General features: G+C 35.4%; 22 protein-coding genes and 1 tRNA gene. 10 read left to right on the top strand and 13 right to left on the bottom strand.

Annotated elements, in window-relative coordinates:
* Window positions 1-52: 52 nt before the first annotated feature.
* The 5 genes from G3A46_RS00480 to G3A46_RS00500 form a co-directional block, all read right to left on the bottom strand.
* Complete coding sequence (locus G3A46_RS00480) at window positions 53-583, bottom strand: ATP-binding protein (RefSeq protein WP_165144710.1); 531 nt, start codon at window positions 581-583, stop codon at window positions 53-55.
* The gene (gene pnuC / locus G3A46_RS00485) at window positions 580-1,218 is read right to left on the bottom strand and encodes a nicotinamide riboside transporter PnuC (RefSeq protein WP_165144713.1); all 639 of its coding nucleotides are present in this window, start codon (window positions 1,216-1,218) and stop codon (window positions 580-582) included. Before pnuC ends, G3A46_RS00480 begins: the two co-directional genes overlap by 4 nt.
* Window positions 1,202-1,462 carry a thiamine-binding protein gene (locus G3A46_RS00490; RefSeq protein WP_165144716.1) on the bottom strand — a complete coding sequence of 87 codons (261 nt, stop codon included), beginning with the start codon at window positions 1,460-1,462 and terminating at the stop codon, window positions 1,202-1,204. The genes pnuC and G3A46_RS00490 overlap by 17 nt, the downstream gene beginning before the upstream one ends.
* Before the next feature lie 125 nt (window positions 1,463-1,587).
* A complete protein-coding gene (locus tag G3A46_RS00495) occupies window positions 1,588-2,295 on the bottom strand; it encodes a geranylgeranylglyceryl/heptaprenylglyceryl phosphate synthase (RefSeq protein WP_165144719.1) in 708 nt (235 codons plus the stop codon).
* 3 nt (window positions 2,296-2,298) lie between these two features.
* Complete coding sequence (locus tag G3A46_RS00500; RefSeq protein ID WP_165144721.1) at window positions 2,299-2,934, bottom strand: 4'-phosphopantetheinyl transferase superfamily protein; 636 nt, start codon at window positions 2,932-2,934, stop codon at window positions 2,299-2,301.
* A gap of 93 nt (window positions 2,935-3,027) precedes the next feature.
* On the opposite strand from G3A46_RS00500, the gene ahcY reads away from it, so the two are divergent.
* Together ahcY and G3A46_RS00510 are read left to right on the top strand one after the other, a co-directional pair.
* Window positions 3,028-4,344 (top strand): adenosylhomocysteinase, encoded by a 1,317-nt coding sequence (gene ahcY / locus G3A46_RS00505; protein WP_165144724.1) that lies wholly within the window; start codon window positions 3,028-3,030, stop codon window positions 4,342-4,344.
* A 146-nt stretch (window positions 4,345-4,490) separates the two neighbouring features.
* Window positions 4,491-5,633 carry a methionine aminotransferase gene (locus G3A46_RS00510; RefSeq protein ID WP_165144727.1) on the top strand — a complete coding sequence of 381 codons (1,143 nt, stop codon included), beginning with the start codon at window positions 4,491-4,493 and terminating at the stop codon, window positions 5,631-5,633.
* Here G3A46_RS00510 and G3A46_RS00515 read toward each other — a convergent pair.
* From G3A46_RS00515 to G3A46_RS00525, 3 genes are read right to left on the bottom strand one after another with little or no spacing between them, the layout of a single operon-like run.
* The gene (locus tag G3A46_RS00515; protein WP_165144730.1) at window positions 5,630-7,525 is read right to left on the bottom strand and encodes a M1 family metallopeptidase; all 1,896 of its coding nucleotides are present in this window, start codon (window positions 7,523-7,525) and stop codon (window positions 5,630-5,632) included. The genes G3A46_RS00510 and G3A46_RS00515 overlap by 4 nt on opposite strands.
* Entirely contained in the window at window positions 7,525-9,192 is a 1,668-nt protein-coding gene (locus G3A46_RS00520; protein WP_165144733.1) for a S8 family peptidase, read from the bottom strand. Before G3A46_RS00520 ends, G3A46_RS00515 begins: the two co-directional genes overlap by 1 nt.
* Before the next feature lie 18 nt (window positions 9,193-9,210).
* Window positions 9,211-10,071: an MBL fold metallo-hydrolase gene (locus G3A46_RS00525; RefSeq protein ID WP_165144736.1), complete on the bottom strand. Its 861-nt coding sequence runs from the start codon at window positions 10,069-10,071 to the stop codon at window positions 9,211-9,213.
* A 138-nt stretch (window positions 10,072-10,209) separates the two neighbouring features.
* On the opposite strand from G3A46_RS00525, the gene G3A46_RS00530 reads away from it, so the two are divergent.
* Complete coding sequence (locus G3A46_RS00530) at window positions 10,210-12,078, top strand: sodium:proton antiporter (protein ID WP_165144739.1); 1,869 nt, start codon at window positions 10,210-10,212, stop codon at window positions 12,076-12,078.
* A 37-nt stretch (window positions 12,079-12,115) separates the two neighbouring features.
* A complete protein-coding gene (locus G3A46_RS00535) occupies window positions 12,116-12,343 on the top strand; it encodes a hypothetical protein (RefSeq protein WP_165144742.1) in 228 nt (75 codons plus the stop codon).
* On the opposite strand, the gene lepA is transcribed toward G3A46_RS00535, so the two are convergent.
* Entirely contained in the window at window positions 12,340-14,136 is a 1,797-nt protein-coding gene (gene lepA / locus G3A46_RS00540; RefSeq protein ID WP_165144745.1) for a translation elongation factor 4, read from the bottom strand. The two genes, G3A46_RS00535 and lepA, sit on opposite strands and share 4 nt — an antisense overlap.
* Before the next feature lie 389 nt (window positions 14,137-14,525).
* Here lepA and dusB point away from each other — a divergent pair, with 389 nt between their 5' ends.
* Entirely contained in the window at window positions 14,526-15,518 is a 993-nt protein-coding gene (dusB, locus tag G3A46_RS00545) for a tRNA dihydrouridine synthase DusB (protein WP_165144748.1), read from the top strand.
* Between the two features lie 123 nt (window positions 15,519-15,641).
* Here the strand turns inward: dusB and G3A46_RS00550 are convergent, their stop codons facing one another.
* On the bottom strand, window positions 15,642-15,968 hold the full coding sequence (locus tag G3A46_RS00550; RefSeq protein WP_165144751.1) for a hypothetical protein: 327 nt from the start codon (window positions 15,966-15,968) through the stop codon (window positions 15,642-15,644).
* 538 nt (window positions 15,969-16,506) lie between these two features.
* Here G3A46_RS00550 and G3A46_RS00555 point away from each other — a divergent pair.
* Complete coding sequence (locus G3A46_RS00555; protein WP_165144753.1) at window positions 16,507-17,163, top strand: FAD-binding oxidoreductase; 657 nt, start codon at window positions 16,507-16,509, stop codon at window positions 17,161-17,163.
* A gap of 240 nt (window positions 17,164-17,403) precedes the next feature.
* On the opposite strand, the gene G3A46_RS00560 is transcribed toward G3A46_RS00555, so the two are convergent.
* Both G3A46_RS00560 and rbfA read right to left on the bottom strand, forming a co-directional pair.
* A complete protein-coding gene (locus tag G3A46_RS00560) occupies window positions 17,404-18,609 on the bottom strand; it encodes an FtsX-like permease family protein (protein ID WP_165144756.1) in 1,206 nt (401 codons plus the stop codon).
* A gap of 1 nt (window position 18,610) precedes the next feature.
* Entirely contained in the window at window positions 18,611-19,006 is a 396-nt protein-coding gene (rbfA, locus tag G3A46_RS00565; protein WP_165144759.1) for a 30S ribosome-binding factor RbfA, read from the bottom strand.
* Between the two features lie 104 nt (window positions 19,007-19,110).
* On the opposite strand from rbfA, the gene mce reads away from it, so the two are divergent.
* From mce to G3A46_RS00580, 3 genes are all read left to right on the top strand, one after another.
* On the top strand, window positions 19,111-19,515 hold the full coding sequence (gene mce, locus G3A46_RS00570) for a methylmalonyl-CoA epimerase (protein ID WP_165144762.1): 405 nt from the start codon (window positions 19,111-19,113) through the stop codon (window positions 19,513-19,515).
* Window positions 19,516-19,564: 49 nt separating this feature from the next.
* A tRNA-Ile gene (locus tag G3A46_RS00575) sits at window positions 19,565-19,641 on the top strand.
* A gap of 178 nt (window positions 19,642-19,819) precedes the next feature.
* Window positions 19,820-20,035: a hypothetical protein gene (locus G3A46_RS00580; protein ID WP_165144765.1), complete on the top strand. Its 216-nt coding sequence runs from the start codon at window positions 19,820-19,822 to the stop codon at window positions 20,033-20,035.
* On the opposite strand, the gene G3A46_RS00585 is transcribed toward G3A46_RS00580, so the two are convergent.
* Window positions 20,007-20,594 carry a riboflavin synthase gene (locus G3A46_RS00585; protein WP_165144768.1) on the bottom strand — a complete coding sequence of 196 codons (588 nt, stop codon included), beginning with the start codon at window positions 20,592-20,594 and terminating at the stop codon, window positions 20,007-20,009. The two genes, G3A46_RS00580 and G3A46_RS00585, sit on opposite strands and share 29 nt — an antisense overlap.
* Before the next feature lie 215 nt (window positions 20,595-20,809).
* Here G3A46_RS00585 and pdxA point away from each other — a divergent pair, with 215 nt between their 5' ends.
* Window positions 20,810-21,871, top strand: a complete 1,062-nt coding sequence (pdxA, locus tag G3A46_RS00590; protein ID WP_165144771.1) for a 4-hydroxythreonine-4-phosphate dehydrogenase PdxA — start codon at window positions 20,810-20,812, stop codon at window positions 21,869-21,871.
* The last annotated feature ends 40 nt before the right edge of the window (window positions 21,872-21,911 follow it).

Raw genomic sequence — 21,911 nt, forward strand, 5'->3', positions numbered from 1 at the left:
CTTTGCTCTGTAATATTTTTTACCGCAGAGACGAAAAATTCACAAAGAGTATCTATTCCATCAATAATTTGTCAATTATTTCAACTGCCTTACTAAATCGTTCTTTTTCATTCCCTTTTAATACTTTATAAGGGAAACCTTGCGATTTTAATTCAGCTTCGAAAATACTGAACATTTCCTCACGATTATTTGGTCTGTCTCTTAAAACATCTGCTTCCCAAGGAATGTCTATATAAGTTAGTAGGTAGATACTATAATTATTTTTGGTTGCTTCAGATTTTATTTCTTCTGGACAATATCCATCATAATAATATTCTGAATACACTTTTAACTCTAACAAATTCGTATCCAAAAAAAGCAACTTGTCAGATTTTTTGGCAATTTCCTTTTCTAGATTTAATTGCCCTTTGGCTATAGGAATTAAATCCTCTTTTGTAACTAGTTCACCATTATTTTTCCATTTTTCTTCAAGATATTCCCGCATATATTCAGGCACCCAATGCGTTTTATAATGCGCTGCCAATTGTTTTGCCAAGGTGGTTTTACCCGTAGATTCGGGACCAAATAAAACTACTTTTATCAATTGAGAAGGCTTTTTTCAGGTTTGTTTAAACTTTTCTGCCAAGCGCGATATCCATAAATGGAAATTACTACAAATAGTATAAATTGAAAGGATGTAAATATTAGACCCTTATAAAAATATAAGGGTATGGAAATAAGATTACCGATCAATAAAAAAATCCAGTTCTCAAGCTTTTTTCTTGCCAAGAGCCACATTGCCACAAAAAAGATTCCCGTAGTTAATGTATCTACATAGGCAGTCCAATCAGTCCACTTATCAAAAACCTGATAAATAGTATATATAAAACCCAACGTTGCTATAAATATAAAGGTGGATATCTTTTTTTCTTTGAAAGTGGTGGTTGTTATTGGAGTATAGTGCTCTGCATCTACTTTACGGGTCCATATATACCAACCATAAACACTCATTGAGAAATAATAAGCGTTGATTACCAAGTCACCTAATAAGCCATAATACGCCAAAATGTACACAAAAATGGCAGTACTTAAAATTCCCGTAGGATAAATTAAAATATTGTTCTGCTTAGAAAACCATGCACTCAATATTCCAAAAAATATTCCAATCAGTTCAAGAATTAAGATAAGCGTAGGAACCTCATTATACTGTTGAAAAAACCAATCAAAAATGGGGCTCATAGTCGCTGCGATCAGATTTTACAATTTTTATGTAAAGCAAGCCTCTTTCAACGGCCTCCAAAGCAATTTTCATCTCTTTTTGAAGTAAGTTCATCACCTCATCATACTCCCCAAAAACTTGAGTGCTTAAGGGGTTTTCGAGAACTGTAAGTCCAGAGTTTCGTAAGCTTTTAATGAAATCAATTATCGCTGGTTCGTAATCGTCTTGCAGCGGGCTTAAGGTTAGTTCAACTGAGATTTTCATTATTATTTTTTTTCAAAGTTACAATTATAAATAGTATTTCCTCCCACGGCATACAGGCAGTGGCAATTTAGAGTTTCGTCCTTATTGTTGTCACTATATCACAGAGAAACAGAGAATATGCTTTATTATTTATTTGGAATTTCTTCAAACGCGGTTCCCATAACAACCATATTTGCTCCGGCGTTATAAGCTTCCTGTTTTTGTGTTTCGCTTCTTATACCACCACCAACAATTAACGGGATACTTATATTTTTTCTTACTTCTGAAATAATTTTTGAATTTACAACATTTTTAGCTCCACTACCTGCTTCCAAGTAGATGAGTTTTGCGCCCATATATTGTCCTGCAAGTGCAGTATCAACAATCGTTTCAATGTTATCCTGAGACAGCGGTTGAGTGTTTGTTACTTTTGATACTGCTGAATTATTTCCTCCATCGATTAAAATATATCCTGTAGGAATAATCTCCAAGTTAGAATTTTTCAATTTTGAAATGGATTTTACTTGTTGCCCAATTAAATATTCTGCGTTTCTTCCTGAAAGAAGACTTAAAAATAAAAGTGCATCGGCTTCGTTGGTAATTTGTGAAAAGTCGCCTGGAAATAGAAAAATAGGAAGTTTAGTTTTAGCTTTTATAGCTTTTACTGTTATTTCAGTTTGCGCAATTTCAACTGTACTACCCCCAACAAAAAGATGTGTAGTATCGTTAGGGATTTTATGAAGAAACAATTCAGTTTCAGAAATATCAAATTTGTCTGGATCGATTAAAATAGCAAGTTGTTTTTTACCTACAGCAATATTTTTCTGAAAATATTTATACAAAGAATCACCCATGTATTACGCTTCAGCTTGAAGAGCATAAGCACAAGTAAAACCTTCGAACTCGAAGAAATCTACAGTATATTTCTGTTCTTTGCCCTCGTAATTTACATTTGCAGTTGTTTGATTTTCATCTAAGTTAAATTCATCTACATAAATATTTTCCAAAAAGCTAACTCCTTTTTCAGCATAACTTTTATAAAGCGATTCTTTAGCACACCAAACAATTGTAAGCTTTCGCATCATGGCATCCTCATTAGCAATAGTTCTATACTCTTCAATTGGTGTAAATTTATGAGCAATTCTCAGAATTTTGTTTCGTTGTTTTTCAATGTCTATTCCCACTTCTTTATCACTGATAATTATTGCAGCGAAATTGAACGAATGAGTAATTGATATGTGTTTATCATCTTTTAAATGGGGTTTTCCATTTTCGTCGTAATACAAATCAAAATCGGTATAACCTTCCAACGCCATTAAGTGTCTAATACTCATAAAGCCACGGCGGTGCAATTCGCTCTTCATATTGTTTACACGATTGGCGCAATTCTCTGTCAATTCAATTCCATCGGAAAGGGCCTCAAGAGACTCTTCAATCTTCCAAATGAAGACTTTAGTGCTGGAATTAACTGTTATAGTTTTGTAAAGTGGCATAGACTTTTGAGGGATATTATGTATTTTTGCGGTCTGAAAATCAAAATTAAATATTAACAGATATCCGCATTAAAGGGTATAAATATAATAAATATGTCAACTAAAACTGTGCCTTATACGGCCTATAAAGTAAAAGATATTTCTCTGGCAGACTGGGGAAGAAAAGAAATTGAGCTTGCAGAAGCTGAGATGCCGGGTCTTATGTCTCTTCGTGAAGAATACGGGAAGGAACAGCCGTTAAAAGGTGCTCGCATTGCTGGATGTTTACATATGACCATCCAAACTGCTGTACTTATTGAAACATTAGTTGCTCTAGGAGCCGAAGTTACTTGGAGCTCTTGTAATATTTTCTCTACTCAAGATCATGCTGCCGCTGCAATTGCTGCTGCTGGAATTCCAGTTTACGCATGGAAAGGAATGACAGAGGAAGAATTTAATTGGTGTATCGAGCAAACGCTTTTCTTCGGGGAAGAACGCAAGCCTTTAAATATGATTCTTGATGATGGAGGTGACCTTACCAATATGGTATTGGATACTTATCCAGAACTTGCTGATGGTGTAAAAGGAATTTCTGAAGAAACTACAACTGGTGTTCACCGTCTTTACGAGCGTGTGAAAAAAGGAACTTTACCAATGCCAGCTATTAATATTAACGATAGTGTTACAAAGAGTAAGTTCGATAACAAATACGGATGTCGTGAAAGTGCTGTAGATGCAATTCGCCGTGCAACTGATGTTATGCTTGCTGGAAAGCGTGTAGTGGTTTGTGGATATGGTGATGTTGGAAAAGGAACTGCTGCTTCGTTTAAAGGTGCGGGGAGTATCGTTACTGTAACTGAAATTGATCCAATTTGTGCTTTACAAGCTGCAATGGACGGTTTTGAAGTGAAAAGATTAGAAACTGTTGTTGGCAATGCAGATATTGTAATTACAACTACAGGAAATAAAGATATCGTTCGCGGTGAGCATTTCGAAGCGATGAAGGATAAAACTATTGTTTGTAATATCGGTCACTTTGACAACGAGATTGCTGTTGCTTGGTTAAAAGAAAACTACGGAGATACTCACGTTGAAATTAAGCCACAAGTTGATAAATATACTATCAATGGAAAAGATGTTATTCTTTTAGCTGAAGGTCGTTTAGTAAACTTAGGTTGTGCTACTGGTCATCCAAGTTTTGTAATGAGTAACAGCTTTACAAACCAAACATTAGCTCAAATCGAACTTTGGAAAAATGCTGAAAACTATGAGAACGAGGTTTATATGCTTCCAAAGCATTTAGATGAGAAGGTTGCTAAACTTCACTTAGAAAAGATTGGAGTTGAACTTACAGAGCTTCGCCAGGATCAAGCCGAATACATCGGTGTAACTGTTGAAGGACCTTACAAACCTGAGTACTACAGATATTAATTGATTTACGATTGTAGATTTTAGATTTACAAATTTAACATTAAAACCCTTGCAGTCCTGATAGTTATCGGGAGCGAGGGTTTTTTTATTGGTTGAAATAAATAGTAACTTAGACAAGCACATTCAAGTATAAAACTTCAATCAATATGATTAAAAACTCAAAACTCCCAAATATTTCGACCTCCATCTTCTCAGTTATGAGTAAAATGGCGGCAGATTACGACGCCATTAATCTTTCGCAGGGATTTCCAAACTTTCCTACTGATCCTGCTTTAAATGCTCTTGTAGATCAGGCTATGGAAGAGGGTTTCAATCAATACGCACCAATGGCTGGAGATTTTGAACTTAGAATGGAAATTTCAAAAAAGATTGAAAAACTTCACAATCATTTCTATAACCCAGAAACAGAAATCACAGTAACTGCTGGGGCAACTCAAGCAATATTTACAATAATTTCAGCGACAATTTCAAAAGGAGATGAAGTAATTATATTCACCCCTGCTTATGATTGTTATGCGCCTACAGTAGCGTTGTTTGGTGGAAAAGTTGTTACAATTCAATTAAAACCACCTTACTATAAAGTAGATTGGCAAGAGGTTGCAGATAAAATTACTTCATCTACTAAAATGATTATCATCAACAGTCCGCATAACCCAAGTGGAATGCTTTTTTCTGAAGACGATATGCTTCAGTTACAGCATTTAGCTGAAATAAATGATTTATTAGTTTTAAGTGATGAGGTATACGAACACATTATTTTTGATGGGAACATACATCAAAGTGCTTCAAAATTTGAAAGCTTAGCAAACCGCAGTTTTGTTACAGCTTCATTTGGGAAAACATTTCACAATACAGGATGGAAGATTGGATATTGTGTAGCACCTGCACCTCTAATGAAAGAATTTCAAAAAGTGCATCAATTTCTAGTTTTTAGCGTTAATCACCCTTTTCAAAAAGCATTTGCAACTTACTTAAAAGATGATAGCCACTATTTAAAGCTTTCGGATTTCTACCAGCAAAAGCGTGATTTCTTTCTCAACTTAATGAAAGTATCTAGTTTTAAAATTATTCCTTCCAAGGGAACTTATTTTCAGATGTTAGATTTTTCTGAAATTTCAAATGAGAGTGATATTGTCTTTGCAGAAAGACTTACTAAAGAACATAGAATTGCGACCATACCAACATCGGTTTTTAACAAGGCTGAAAAAGATTTTAAACAAATCCGAATCTGCTTTGCAAAAACCGATGATACTTTGGCAGAGGCCGCAAAAATCCTTAATGGGTTTTAAGGCTTTTTCTTATTTACTTCTATTAAACTCTTGTTTTTTGTTTTCTCCCAAAAGTTATTTTCTGGGTTGATATCTGCCATTCTTTGCGTAGCATCTATCATCATATTCTTAACTTTTTTTCCATTCTTAATTTCGAATGTATAGGTAGGATATGCCCAAGCCCAGTCGTCTAAAACGGTTCGCTTCAATTCAGCAAAAGGGTTTGGTTTTTCTCCCCACATCATTCTAAGTGGAATATAAAATAACTCTTGCGATCCATCTTCATAAGTTACATATAGATCAATAGGCATTGGCATTAAACCAATTCTTTCTAAAGTAACCTTGGTGTTTTTACCTTCAGTTTCAACCGCTTTAACACCATAATCTATCGTATTAGTAGTTTGGGTCCAGTCTGTTAAATACCAATCCAATTCAAACCCTGAAACTTTTTCAGCAGTACGAATAAAATCGTTTGGAGTTGGATGCTTAAATTTGAAATCGGTGTAATAACGCTTTAAAGTTTTTGAAAGGTTATCAGGACCAATCACGTAGCCAAGTTGTGCTAAGAAAACAGAACCTTTGCTGTATGCATTTATACTATAAGCTCGGTTTGTAGCATATCTATCTGCGTGAGTGGTTTGTGGTTGTTCTTGACCACTAGTTGCATTAAAAAAGTAGCTTCTATATGAACCTGCGTGTGGATTTGCTTTGTTTTCTTCCATTACATAATTCATTGCTTCATCTGCAATGTAAACTGTAAACCCTTCATCCATCCACTCGTGCTTACTTTCGTTTGTTGCTAGCACAAATTGAAACCAAATATGTGCAAGTTCGTGAGCCGTAACACCTACTAAACTTCCAAAATCACGTTCTCCAGTAATCATGGTACTCATGGCATATTCCATTCCGCCATCTCCTCCTTGAATTACTGAATATTGCTCATAAGGGTAAGGACCTATATGTTCATTGAAAAACTCCATTAATTCTGCAGTCTTTTTCTGAAGGTTTTTCCAGTTTTCTGCAATTTCAGGATTGTCCTTATAAAGAAAGTGCAGTGTAACCCCATTTGGACCTTCATAAGTATCGTGGATGTAGTTATCGTCTGCCGCCCAAGCAAAATCGTGAACGTCTGGCGCTAAGAAGTGCCATGTGTACTTTCCGTTTTTAGGATGCATTGGCTTTTGACCTGGTAGTGTGTAACCATGACCAACTTCGGCTGGATTTTGTAAATATCCAGTACCTCCAATTGTATAATTTTCATCAATTGTAATAGTTACGTCATAATCTCCCCAAACACTGTAAAATTCACGTCCAATATATGGATGTGCATGCCAGCCTTCAAAATCGTACTCAGCTATCTTTGGGTACCACTGTGTCATAGTTAATGCTACACCTTCAGCACTTGTTCTACCTGAACGACGTACTTGTAAAGGTACTTGCGCGTCCCACTTCATATTAAATACTGTAGTTTCATTTGGAAGAATAGGCTTATTCAAAATCACTTCCATCACAGTTCCTTTGACAGTGTAATTAACTGCTTCACCATCTTGAGTGAAAAAGGTTGGTTTAATATACCCGATCTCTTCCGATGTCAATTTTGAAATTCTATCACCTACTCTTCTATCTGGATCGGCAATGGTACGAGAGCGTACATCCATTTCACTTCCAGGTTGAAATGCGTTAAAATATAAGTGATAAAAAACTTTGTTTAATGTATCAGGAGAGTTGTTTGTGTATTTCAACTCCTGAGTCCCTTTATATTGATATTTTTCAACATCTACATCGATGTTCATTTTATAATCAACTCTTTGTTGCCAATAACACTTATTGTTTTGTGCAGTGGCCGAATAAAGGGTTGCCGAAAGACCATAAATTAAAGCTGTTATAAATAATACGCTAAAAATATTTTTCATTATTTACTCATTTTATCTGCCATAATTAAGGCGTTATACAAATTCACCATTTTCCCAGACTTTGAAATTTCTGAGAATGGTTTAGTGTTCGATTGCTCACCTCCTAAAATAACATTTGCAGTTGAAGTTAATCCACTATCCATTAAAATCTGCTTTACTTGAACCGCAGATAGCTCTGGGTAGTATGAACGAATTACAGCTGCCACACCAGCAACTTCAGGTGCTGCCATAGATGTTCCTTGTAAATATTCGTAAGTACTTAATGGTGTTGTTGAATAAATTTTTACCCCAGGTGCAAAAACATCCACATTGTTTTTTCCGTAGTTAGAGAAGTTTGCTACTAGTTCACTTCCATATTTATAGTTAAGCGCACCAACGGTTAAGAAAGTATCTGCCATTTCTGGACCATTGTCTACTTGATCGTTTGGATAAACGTTTACAGTATCTAAATCTAACCCGTCGTTTCCAGCTGCATTTACAATTAATACATCTTTTGAAGCAGCATACTTAATTGCATCGTAAACCCACTCTGAATTTGGAGAGTAGTATTTTCCGAAGCTAGTATTTAAGATTTTAGCTCCATTATCTACTGCATAACGAATAGCTAATGCAATATCTTTATCGTACTCATCACCATCTGGCACTGCACGAACCGACATGATTTGAACGTTATTAGCTACACCATTCATTCCAATTCCATTGTCGCGTTGTGCTGCGATAATTCCTGCTACGTGTGTTCCGTGTTTAGCTTCTTCTCTTAATTCATCCGGACCAGCAACATTACCATCACCGTAAATATTATCAGTGATATCATAAGGATCGTCTCCTAATACTGCACGGAAATCTTTTGTCATATTAAAATGATTCTGCTCTCTAGAATTGAAGTACTTTAATCCTCCTTCAATATTTTCGATAAGTTCAGGAATAGAGTCTCCGAAGCTCAACATTTGGTTAAGCATTCCTATTTGTTGCTGCTCTTCAGCAGTAGGGTTTTTAATAGCAGCTAAATCTTCTTTAGTGTAATCTTCTTTACCTAGCTTTTTCGCCATTGCTTGGTGCACTGGTTTTATTTGAGAAAGCATTTGCCCGTAACGAGCTTTATTCATATCAACCTCAGCCTTTTCCTTTTCATACTCAGCTAAAGCTTTTTGATAGATAGCAAATTCTGCTCTATCCGCTGCACTAATTGAAGATTCGGTTTTACCCTCATATTTTGGTTTAAGTTTTCTGATAATACGAACAAACTCCATATTCTCACCAGTGATATCACCTAGGAAGTTCCATCCGTAAACATCATCTATAAATCCATTATTGTCATCGTCAATTCCATTTCCAGGTATTTCACCAGGATTCGTCCACAGAACATTTTTAAGGTCTTCGTGGTCAATATCTACACCACTGTCAATAACACCTACAATAACAGTTTTTCCTTTTCTTTTTCCAATTAATTCCTTGTATGCTTTATCCACACTCATTCCAGGAACTGTATCGGCCACAAGATCCATCATTGGCCAGTTCTTTAATTCAGCATCGGTTAATGGAGCTGTTTTTAATGGATTTGCATCTATGTTTTCGATTGGAGTAGCAATTATTGCTGAGGCACCACCGCAGCTAGCCAAGACAGTTGAAAAACCAACTGCAAGTAAAGAGATCTTAAAAATTTTCATTTTATAGTAATTAAAGTGTTAGTTAAAGAATTCTGTTAGGGAAAAAGTTTCGTTAAGTCGAACTCCTTTTTCGGTATTTTTTACTGTAATAATTGGGTTGTGAGCATCGTGCTCTAAAAAAAGATAGAAATTGTTCTCTGCAGCTTTGTTCAGAAATTTTTCTTTTTCGGGAAGGGTTAATAGCGGTCTTGTATCATACCCCATTACAAACGGAAGTGGCAAATGACCAGCCGTAGGAAGCAAATCTGCCATAAAAACCAACGTTTTTCCTTTATAGTTTATATGCGGAATCATTTGTTTATCGGTATGTCCATCAACATAAAGAATTCCGAAGTCTAGCTCCTTAGCCTCTGAAAAGTCTGATGTTGGTTGCTCAACAAATTTAAGCTGCCCGCTTTCTTGCATTGGTAAAATGTTTTCCTTCAGAAATGAAGCTTGCTCACGTCTATTAGGCTCTGTAGCCCACTTCCAATGGTCTTTATTGCTCCAGTATGTCGCGTTTTTAAAAGCAGTTTCATAGCCTGTTCGGTCTTTATTCCACTGAACACTACCACCACAATGATCGAAGTGTAAATGTGTCATAAAAACATCGGTAATATCGTCACGATGAAACCCATGTTTCTTTAAAGAGCTGTCAAGGTTGTGATCGCCCCATCTAAAATAGTAACCGAAGAACTTCTCACTTTGTTTATCACCCATTCCGGTGTCAATAAGTGTTAATCGATCGCCATTTTCAATAAGAAGACAACGCGCAGCGATATCAATCATATTATTTTGGTCCGCAGGATTCGTCCTGGTCCATAAGGTTTTTGGTACAACGCCGAACATTGCACCGCCATCTAATTTAAAATTACCGGCTTCAATTGGAAATAGTTGCATAATTTGAAGAAATGAGTTGCAAAATAACAAAAGCGTTACACTCCTAAGGCCCAAGTAAAAATAATTATACTATTTTTAACAAATTATTCTTTTTCAGTGGAAGAGAAAATTTTTTAATTTGCCAAAACCCCGTTTTTTATGGTAGAACTTGCAGGAATTATAATTTTAGGAATATTGGCTCAGTGGGTAGCTTGGAAATTTAAAATACCTGCCATTTTACCTTTAATTATGATTGGTTTGTTAGTAGGACCAATTTCTACACTTATTTCTGCTGATGGTAGCCAGTGGCTTCAACCAATTTGGAATGGGGAAAAAGGTCTCTTCCCAGGGGAGAATCTCTTCTATTTTGTATCACTAGCGGTAGGAATTATACTTTTTGAAGGAGGACTAACGCTCAAACGCGATGAGATTTCTAAAGTAGGGCCCGCAATCGGTAAACTCATAAGTATAGGTGCCGCGATTACATTTATTGGAGCTGGAGCGGCTGCACACTATATTTTTGGATTAGACTGGAGAATTTCGTTTCTATTTTCAGCCTTGATTATAGTAACAGGACCGACGGTTATTTCTCCTATTTTGAGAAATATTCCACTGAAAAAAGACGTTGCTGCAGTGTTGCGATGGGAAGGTATTTTAATTGACCCTATTGGCGCACTTGTAGCTGTACTTGTTTATGAGTTTATAAGTGTTGAAGGCGATTCGGGCTATACTAAGCAAGCATTACTAGACTTCGGAAAAATTGTATTAATAGGTATGTCCTTTGGTATTACTGCGGGATATGCGCTTTATTTTGCCATTAAAAAGAAACTTGTACCTCATTATCTATCTAATGTTGTTGCGCTTTCAATGGTAATGGCGGTATTCGTAATCAGCGATTTATTTGCTCACGAATCTGGTTTATTAGCCGTGGTAGTAATGGGAATGTTTTTAGGTAACAGCGATCTTCCCAGCCTTAAGGAACTCCTTTACTTTAAAGAGTCACTGAGTGTTTTACTAGTGTCAATTCTATTTATCTTACTTGCAGCAAATATTAGCATTGAAGATTTGCTTCTTGTTTACAACTGGAAAACTGCCATTTTATTAGCTATTATTATTTTCTTACTGCGGCCATTAACCGTTTTCGCCAGTACTATTGGGTCTTCACTTAAAATAAATGAAAAACTTTTTATAAGCTGGGTAGGTCCTCGTGGGATAGTTGCTGCTGGTATTTCATCTTTATTTGGAACAAAGCTAGTTACAAAAGGTGTTGTGGGTGCAGAATACATTACACCATTAGTTTTTGCTGTGGTTTTAATTACGGTAATTTTAAACGCAACTACTGCCAGATTAGTTGCTGGATGGATGGGAGTTTACCTTAAAAAGTCTGAAGGAATTTTAATTGTAGGGGCTTCAAAAGCATCTAGATTAATTGCTACTTATTTACATAAACACGATCGCCACGTGGTACTTGTAGATTCAAATCAGCTCAATATCAATAGAGCTAAAGAATTAGGATTAGAAGCCTTTACTGCGAATATTTATACCGATGATTTAACAGACAATATAGAGTTAAATGATGTGGGATATATACTAGCCATGACGGGTAGTGACGAAATTAACAAGCAAGCAATTAACCGATTTGAAAAATATTTTGGGGAAAATGGAACATTTAGGTTAATTACTTCAGATGAAATGAAGAAGAACAAAAACTTATCGATTAAAGAATTGTTCTCTTACACCCACGATTATTCTCGATTTGCACAAGTTGCCCAAGAATTCCCGTCTATACAAGAAATTCCTGTTGAAAATCACAATCAGTTTTTAAGAGTTCTCAATATTGTTGGTGAAGATAAAAATGCAATCCCGCTATTTTTAAAACACCCAGACGGATTTTTAGACCTGATTACTTCCCCTACTGAATTAGAAACTGAAGAAGGAAGTAATTTAGTTTACTTAGGAAAACCTATGGATTTTGAAGATGTAGTAAATGCTACGCGTTCCGAGAACGAAGGTAAATCTGAGAAATAAACCGTTGATAATTTCGTTTTTAGTTAAAAAGAAAAAAATGAAGAAAGTCTATTATATTTCAGGAATCATTTGCATCCTTTTCGTTTCCTCTTGTAAAAAAGACGACGGAAGATCTTGCACTACTTGTTCTTCACCTTCAACATTAGATTTTGAAGTGTGTGAAGAAAGCAATGGCAATGCTTCTGTAAACGGACAAGATACAGGGACTCCCTACGGAACTTATATTTCTGGTTTAGAAGAAACTGGTGCTAGCTGCGGAAATTAGTCATTTAGCTTAAGCACAGCCATAAACGCTTCCTGAGGAATTTCAACATTCCCTACTTGACGCATACGCTTTTTACCTTTTTTCTGCTTCTCAAGAAGTTTTCGCTTTCTAGAAATATCACCCCCATAACATTTTGCGGTAACATCCTTTCTAAGTGCTTTAACTGTTTCACGAGCAATAATTTTTGCTCCAATAGCAGCTTGAATAGGAATATCAAATTGTTGTCTTGGGATTAGTTCGCGAAGTTTTTCGCAAATTTTCTTTCCAATATCATAAGCATTATCTCGGTGAAGCAAAGCAGAAAGTGCATCTACAACGTTTCCATTTAATAACACATCTACCTTAACTAAGTGAGATTGACGCATTCCTATTGGAGAATAATCGAAAGAAGCATAACCTTTAGAAACTGTTTTTAATCGATCGTAAAAGTCGAAAACAATCTCTGCCAAAGGCATATCAAAAGTTAGCTCTACACGTTCGGTAGTTAAATATGTCTGATTTGTAATTTCACCTCTCTTTTCAATACAAAGAGACATTACAGAACCAACAAAATCTGACTTTGTAATAATTGTGGCCTTTATAAATGGTTCCTCTACTCTATTTAAAGTTGAAGGTTCAGGTAAGTCGGAAGGGTTATTCACCAAAATTGGTGTATCCGGCTCTTTATTAGTAAATGCATGGTATGATACGTTTGGCACGGTAGTAATTACCGTCATATCAAACTCTCTTTCCAATCTTTCTTGAATAATCTCTAAGTGGAGCATTCCCAAGAAACCACAACGGAAACCAAATCCAAGAGCTGCAGAACTTTCAGGAATAAATATTAAAGAAGCATCATTCAACTGAAGTTTTTCCATTGAGTTTCTCAACTCCTCATAATCCTCAGTATCTACAGGATAAATTCCAGCGAAAACCATAGGTTTTACATCTTCGAACCCTTCAATCATATTGACTGTCGGATTTTTTGAATCGGTAATGGTATCACCTACTTTAACTTCTTTAGCCTCTTTAATTCCTGTAATTAAATACCCAACATCTCCAGCTTTAATCGAATCTTTTGGAAGTTGTTTTAATTTTAAAGTTCCAACCTCATCGGCGTAATAACTTTTTCCGGTAGCCATAAATTTTATGTGCTGCCCTTTTTTTATTTCACCATTTAAAACTCTAAAGTACGTTTCAACACCACGGAATGGATTGTAAACAGAATCGAAAATCAAGGCTTGTAACGGCTCATCCAATACTCCTGTTGGTGGTGGAATTCGCTCGATAATAGCGCTAAGTATTTCTTCAATACCAAGCCCTGTTTTTGCACTAGCTGGAATCACCTCTTCTGGCTTACATCCTAGAAGGTCTACAATATCATCGGTAACCTCCTCAACATTAGCCGAAGGAAGATCTACTTTGTTTAATACTGGAATAATCTCCAAATCATTTTCTAGCGCTAAGTATAAATTAGAAATCGTTTGCGCTTGAATACTTTGTGCAGCATCTACAATTAGTAAGGCGCCTTCGCAGGCAGCGATAGAACGAGAAACTTCGTACGAGAAATCAACGTGCCCAGGAGTGTCAATTAAGTTTAATACGTATTGCTCACCCTTGTACATATAGTCCATCTGTATCGCGTGACTTTTAATAGTAATACCACGCTCGCGCTCCAAGTCCATACTATCTAATAGTTGCGCTTGTTTTTCACGACTAGTAACGGAACCTGTGGCGTCCAATAGTCGGTCGGCCAAAGTACTTTTCCCGTGGTCAATATGCGCTATAATACAAAAGTTTCTGATGTTCTTCATAAATTAATCCTTCTTCGTGCTACGAATTGCAAATATAGATTAAAAGAGTGATTATTTCAGGCATTATGAAACAGTAAATAATTGGTAGATTGAAAGAAAATATTCTATAACGCGTGAGGTTGGAGTTTTTTAGAGGTTAGGGGTGGGTATTTAGTAGTCAGAAATCTGAACCAAGAATCTAGCATCTAGAGTCAAGAACCATGTACGCCCCTAACATAGGTTGAACTTTGTAGTTAGTTCTTTCAGTTTCAATTTCGATTTCGATTTCGATTTCAAAATCATTCGTTCTCTCGGACAAGCCTTTAACCAAACAGACTTATATCTTATTTACAGACTATTAATTTGTTATACTGATATTTACTACTTTTGCATTCTCAAATAATAAAGAATTGCCAAAAATAGGAAACATACAACTGCCTGATTTTCCATTATTACTAGCCCCAATGGAAGACGTAAGCGATCCGCCCTTCCGTGCACTTTGTAAGGAACAAGGCGCCGATGTGGTTTTTACTGAATTTATCTCTTCGGAAGGACTTATTCGGGATGCTGCAAAAAGTGTGATGAAGCTTGATATTTATGAAAAGGAACGCCCCGTTGGAATTCAGATTTTTGGAGCTGTTCTAGAATCTATGTTGCGCAGTGTAGAAATTGTAGAAGCCAGCGGTCCAGACATTATCGACATTAACTTTGGTTGTCCCGTAAAAAAAGTAGTAAGTAAAGGCGCAGGTGCAGGAATTTTAAAGGACGTAGATTTAATGGTAAGCCTTACCGAAGCTATGGTAAAGCACACAAAACTGCCTGTAACCGTAAAAACACGATTAGGCTGGGATCACGATAGTATAAAAATTATGGAAGTTGCCGAACGTTTACAGGATGTAGGCTGCCAAGCAATTTCTATACACGGTCGTACTCGTGCACAGATGTATAAAGGTAATGCCGATTGGGCTCCTATTGCCGAAGTAAAAAACAATCCAAGAATGCATATTCCTGTATTTGGAAATGGAGATGTTGATACACCCGAAAAAGCGATGGAAATGCGCGATAAATATGGCTTAGACGGGGCAATGATTGGCCGTGCCAGTATTGGTTACCCATGGTTTTTTAAAGAAGTTAAACACTATTTTAAAACTGGCGAACACTTACCACCCCCATCGATGCTTGAGCGCGTTGAAGCCGCCAAACGTCACTTACAAATGGCAATAGACTGGAAAGGGGAGAAACTAGGCGTTTTTGAAACCCGCCGCCATTATACCAACTATTTTAAGGGAATTCCAAACTTTAAGGAATACCGAATGAAAATGGTAACTAGCGATGATTCTGCATCGGTTTTTGAAGCTTTTGATGAGGTTTTGGAAGAGTTTGCGAATTATGAATTTATTTAAATTTTCGTTTTCGCTCAAAATAAAATTTGCCTATGTATTGGCATTAAAATTTACTAGAAAATAAAACAGAACCTTGCAGTTTAAAACTGCAAGGTTCTGTTCTATTTAAAGTAATGCTAATTTCTATTTTTGAATTTTTACGGCAAATTCATCAAAAATAAAATTGTTGCCATCTATTTCTTCTCCATTGATGAAAAATCTGAAATTGCGAGAATATGGATTTTTGATCAGGACATCATTAATACGAAGTGTGTCTACATCTTCAGTGCCATAGCGTAATAACCAATACTTATCTTTTTCCAAAGTTTCATTTTCACCAATGTCATTTGCTTCTGCACCAGAAGCAAATGGTAAGGAAACAAACTCTGAAGGACAATTTTGCGCTCCACAAGGCCCCCCAAATAATATACTATTAATGTTTAGTGTTGCTTCATTTTCAATTTTTCCCAATCCATACCATGGGTACTGTTCATTAGTAATTTGATCTAATTCACGAGCAAATGTATTTCCAGATATTTCAACATCACCATTTCTATGGGCATTTCCATCAGAATTGACTAATTCTAAATTTAGATTATATATTCTTGAATCGTTTTCAGATGGATTGTTTTCTTTATTACAACTTATAATGATAAGGGTTACAATAATTAAGATTATATTTTTTATGACTTTATTTTTTAATAATTAATTTTTTTACAATAGAACTGGAGGGCAAGATTTTTAATCATAACATAAAATTTAAAGGTTAAACTTATATTTTTGGGAAGTTATGATTTTTAAAAATCAAATTTTATTAGATATACTCCAATTTAATTATAAGAAAATTATTATTTTTTGTTTTTTACAATAGAATTGTGAAAAATATTAAAAAATAATAAGCGATGACTCTGCTTACATTTTTAAAGTTTTTGATGATTAAATGTTTGTTTAAATAAATAAACTGTTTTTCATTAAAAACCTTTCTATCTTTGACGTTTAAATTGGCCTAATGCAAACCCTCAAAATAATAAGCAATCAATATATAACCCATAACGTAAAACGTTTTGTACTAGAAAAACCGAAAGATTTCACCTACGCCCCCGGCCAATCGGCAGTTATTTCTATAAATATTCCTGGCTGGGAAAATCAGCTACGCCCCTACACCTTTACTTCTTTACAACATTGGGATTATTTAGAGATCATTGTAAAAATATACGATGAACACGAAGGCGTTAGCGCTCAAATGGGAAAACTCAACACGGGAGCAGAGCTTCTACTTCACGAGGTTTTTGGGACTATAAAATATAAAGGACCAGGTATTTTTATTGCTGGCGGAACTGGGATAACTCCATTTATCGCAATTTTTAGAGCGCTTTTTGAAAGTGGAAATCTACGCAAAGTAGCCTTGTTGTATTCCAACAGAACAAAAGACGATATTATACTTCACGATGAATTGACAAAAATGCTAGGCCCCGCCTATAAAAATGTGTTTACTAAAGAAGGAGTAATCGGTTTTCGCGAACGCCGAATAGACCGCAAATACCTTATTGAAACTATTGGAAATTTTGATTCTCGTTTTTACGTGTGTGGCCCACAAGATTTTACAGAAGAAATTTGTGAAGCATTGGTAAGTCTAGGTGCAGACCCCGAATACTTGGTTGTTTAATTTAAGATGTAAGACCATCCCGATAGCTATCGGGACTGAAAGACTTAATACATATGACTTGCCTATTTATATGTTGGTGATTAAGAAAATTTCTTAATCATTAAATTTCGTTGTGAAGCTTAACAACATGATATCACTCAATAGGTGTTGTTTATACCCCAGTTATCATCGACTAAACTGAGTTTTTTAATCTTTAATTTCAACACTAAATATTTGTAGTACAATTAAAATTGAATACTTCTAAACCAACAACTTCTCTCGTACCCTACTCGAGGCTATTTTGGATGCGATAATTCCTAAAACGCTTATGGTTACAAACACTACTATAATATTTACCAGATTTAGCTTTACGGGATAAGGCAGAGTACTAGTTATTGCTACGAATCCAAACTTTAATTGCGCCAAAACAGCAAGCACCCCAAGAGAAATCCCTACTATACCACCTAACACAGTCATTAATGTTCCTTGCAAAAAGAAGATACGGCGTATTTCTCTAAGCGAGGCTCCCATATTATAGAGTGTTTTTATGTTTTTTCGCTTGTCTAGAATCATCATTATTATAGATCCCACTACATTGAAAAGTGCAATAATCATTACTAAAGTAAAAATTAGGTATACAGCAATGTTTTCGGTGTTCAGCATTTTATAAAGCGCGTCATTTTGCTGAATTCGGTTTTTAATAACAACACCTTCAGGGAAAACTTTTTCAATATTTGCCCTAACAGATTCTTCTGAAGCATTTGAAAGCATCTTTATTTCAATTGCAGAAATTTTGGATTCATCAAGCGATAGTAAGTCTCTGGCAAAATCCATATCGGTAAATACATATTTAGAATCTAAATCCTCATTAACACTGTAAACTCCTGAAACTACAGTCCGTTTTTTCGTGAATGCATTTGTGGGATCTAGAGCATTTAACTGCCCTATACCCGGTTTAGGAACATATATTTCTAATGGATTACTGTAATCATTTAGATATAATGAGAGCTTACTTGAGGTTCCTAAGCCAATAACCACTTCGCTAAGTGAAGGTTCAAACCACAATCCAGCAATCATAATGCTATCTACAGGATTTACACTCCCATAAACCGAATCCACCCCTTTTATATAGGCGATATGGTTTTTTCCTCTGTAGTGTAGAAAAACACGTTCTTCAATAATTTCTGAAAAGACTTCGATTCCCTCAATTTTCGCTAATTGTTGCTTTTGTGCTTCAGAAAAAGAAATGGTTTTTCCACTTTCAGGAAGGATTTTTAAATCACTATCAAATTCGTTTGTAAACTGAAGACTGAATTCTTTTAAGCCAGAAAATCCTGAAAGCACAATAAACAAAGCCATTGCACCAACTACCACTCCAATCGCTGCAATACCAGTAATAATATTAATGGCATTGTTGCTACTTTTTGAAAACAAATAACGCTTTGCGATGTAGAGGGAAAAATTCAAGCTATGACTTTTTTCTTTTCGGAAGTAAATCAGGGTTTTTCAGCGGATTATCCTCACCTTTTACTGCACGATCTATCTTTTCTATATATTCTAAAGAGTCGTCATTGTAAAATGTAAGGTCTGGCATTTTCCGAAGTTGATGCTTTGTAAGCTGCGCTATTTGATGTTTAATATGAGGTTTGTTTTTATTTAATTCAACAACAATTGCCTCAGCCTTATCTGCTGGAAACACACTTACATATACCTTTGATATAGAAAGGTCTGTGGTTACTGTTACTTTACTTACCGATATAATTATACCTGTTTGCCCCGCCTCGCGTAGCATTCCTTGTAGTACATTCGCCAAGTCGTTCTGCAAAACACTGGCTATCTTTTTTTGTCTATTACTTTCTTCCATACTGCAAAAATAGAACATAAAACTGTATCGAGTGCATTTATACCGCTAAGCTTGTAGAATTATAATAGAAATAAGTTTGTATTTTTGCAGATACAAGTAATAAAATGGAGAAAATAGAACATATTGGCATTGCGGTAAAAAACATTTCAGAAGCTAACAAGGTTTATGAAGCATTGCTAGGCAGCGCACCGTATAAAAGTGAAAAGGTGGAAAGCGAAGGTGTTGAAACTTCTTTCTTTAGAAGTGGAGAAAGCAAAATTGAACTTTTAGAAGCTACCAACCCAGAAAGCCCTATCGCAAAATTCATTGAAAAACGTGGCGAAGGAATTCACCACATAGCTTTTGCAGTCGATGATATTAAATCTGAGATGGAAAGATTGAAAAAAGAAGGGTTTATTTTACTCAATGAAACCCCTAAAAAAGGCGCTGATAATAAGCTAGTAGCGTTCGTCCACCCCAAATCTGCCAACGGAGTTTTAGTTGAACTTTGTCAAGAAATTAAGGAATAAATTTCTTGTAGAGTTTTAAAATTAGTAGTAATATTGCATCCTCTTAACCGGTCCTATAGCTCAGTTGGTTAGAGCACTTGACTCATAATCAAGTGGTCCCTGGTTCGAGCCCAGGTGGGACCACCACAAAACAAAGTCTTGCATTGCAAGACTTTGTTTTTTTATAGAAATTCTTACTGTTTTACTCGGGTTATTCTTAAAAAGATAAATTTATCTCAGAATGTTGTTAAAATAATTTAGTAGAGTAGTTAAAAAATTATTACTTTAGGCACTTGTTTACCGTCCCCACCATTATATAACATTCATGATATCATTTTTATATACGGTAGTTTTTCTTGCATTGCAGTCGGTTACGGAAACCAAAGGTCCTCCGCCACCCGCTCGTGATGGCGATCCAGAAGGCCCTCAGCTACCAATTGATGACAACCTATGGATATTACTTGTGGCAGGATTGATGTTTGGAATTTATATTCTTTACAGAAGAAATCAGATTATGAATAGGGCTGCATTAGGTTCTTAACATACTTCCCAATTATATCAAATTCTAAATTTACTTTATCACCAACTTTAATTTCTTTAAAGTTTGTATGCTCATAAGTATATGGAATTATTGCCACACTAAACTGTGATTTTTTTGAATCAACAACAGTTAAGCTTACACCATTAACCGTTATAGAACCTTTTTCAACTGTACTAAATTCCGAATAAGAATATTGAAAAGTGTAAACCCAACTCCCGTCAGCTTCTTTAATATTAATACATTCGGCTACACCATCAACATGACCTTGCACAATATGCCCATCCAGCCTATCTCCCAACTTCATTGCTCTTTCTAAATTTACAAGAGCGTTGTTTTTTAGCGTATTTAAATTGGTTTTCTCCAAAGTTTCCTGAATAGCTGTAACCACATAGGCATCGTCTTTTATTTCAACAACAGTTAAACACACCCCGTTATGCGAAACACTTTGGTCTATTTTTAACTCACTCGCCAAAGGAGATTTTATTTCAATATGAAGGTTTTCACCGTCTTTTGTAAGTTTAGCTACTTCACCTAGAGTTTCTATAATACCTGTGAACATTGTTAGATTTTTTTCTGAAGTTAGTTGTGGATTTTGAAAATATGTTTAACATTATATCTTAAAGCACGCATTCAAGCATAAACGAACTATATAAATCTTCTTTCTATTCCTTGATAATAGAAGAAAAGAAAATTGATTTCGTTTTATTTAAAATATTATAATCAAAATGCACAATGTGTTAGTTACATTTGTAGTGCAAAAATAACAATTAAAAAATGGGTACAGAAGATAAAATAGTTGTTGGAATTTCAATAGGCGACATTAATGGAATTGGTAGTGAAATTATTTTAAAAACCTTCGAAGATTCTAGGATGCTAGAGTTTTGCACCCCTGTGATATTTGCTTCAGTTAAATTGATGTCTTTTTTCAAAAAACATTTTGAAACGGATATCAACTTCCACGGAATAGACAAAATAGAAGATTTAATTCCGAAGAAAATAAACGTATTAAATGTCTGGAAAGAACACGTAAACGTTTCCTTTGGTGAAGAGAATGAAAAAGGTGGCGAATACGCCATAAAATCGTTGAAAGCAGCAGTTGCAGCTCTAAAAGAAAGTAAAATTGACGCATTAGTAACAGCGCCAATAAATAAAAGCAATATTCAATCTGAAGGATTTAATTTTCCAGGGCATACAGATTATTTAGCACAGGAATTACAAGGAGATAGCTTAATGCTTCTTATCTCGGAAAGCTTGAGAGTAGGCCTTTTAACCGATCACGTTGCTGTTAAAGATGTAGTAAAAAACATTACTCGTGAGCGAATTGACAATAAAATTAATACCATCCATCAAACACTAATTGAAGACTTTGCCATCGAAAAACCAAAAATCGCCGTTTTAGGGATAAATCCACACACTGGCGACAATGGTGTAATTGGCGACGAAGATGATACATTATTACGTCCAGCACTAGACAATATTCGTAAAAACGGCAAAATGGTATTTGGCCCCTATGCTGCCGATAGTTTTTTTGGATCAGGAAATTATAAAAATTTTGACGCCATAATCGCTTCATATCACGATCAAGGATTAATTCCTTTTAAGACATTAGCTTTTGGAAAAGGCGTAAACTTTACAGCAGGTTTAAATAGAATCCGAACATCACCAGATCATGGGACAGCGTTTGATTTAGCGGGTAAAAACGAAGCTAATTTTGAATCGTTTCGAGAAGCTGTATTTAGCGCTATTTCAATTTATAACACACGCGAAGAGTACAAGGAAATTTCAAAAAATCCTTTGCAAACTTCACGTAAAAGAAGCTACTCGAAAAAGAAATAGAAAAACTAATTTGCATTTGAAATAATTTTTTATCTTTGCA

Origin of the sequence: Aequorivita sp. KMM 9714 (genome assembly GCF_011065475.1) — a bacterium.
GTDB lineage: Bacteria > Bacteroidota > Bacteroidia > Flavobacteriales > Flavobacteriaceae > Aequorivita > Aequorivita sinensis.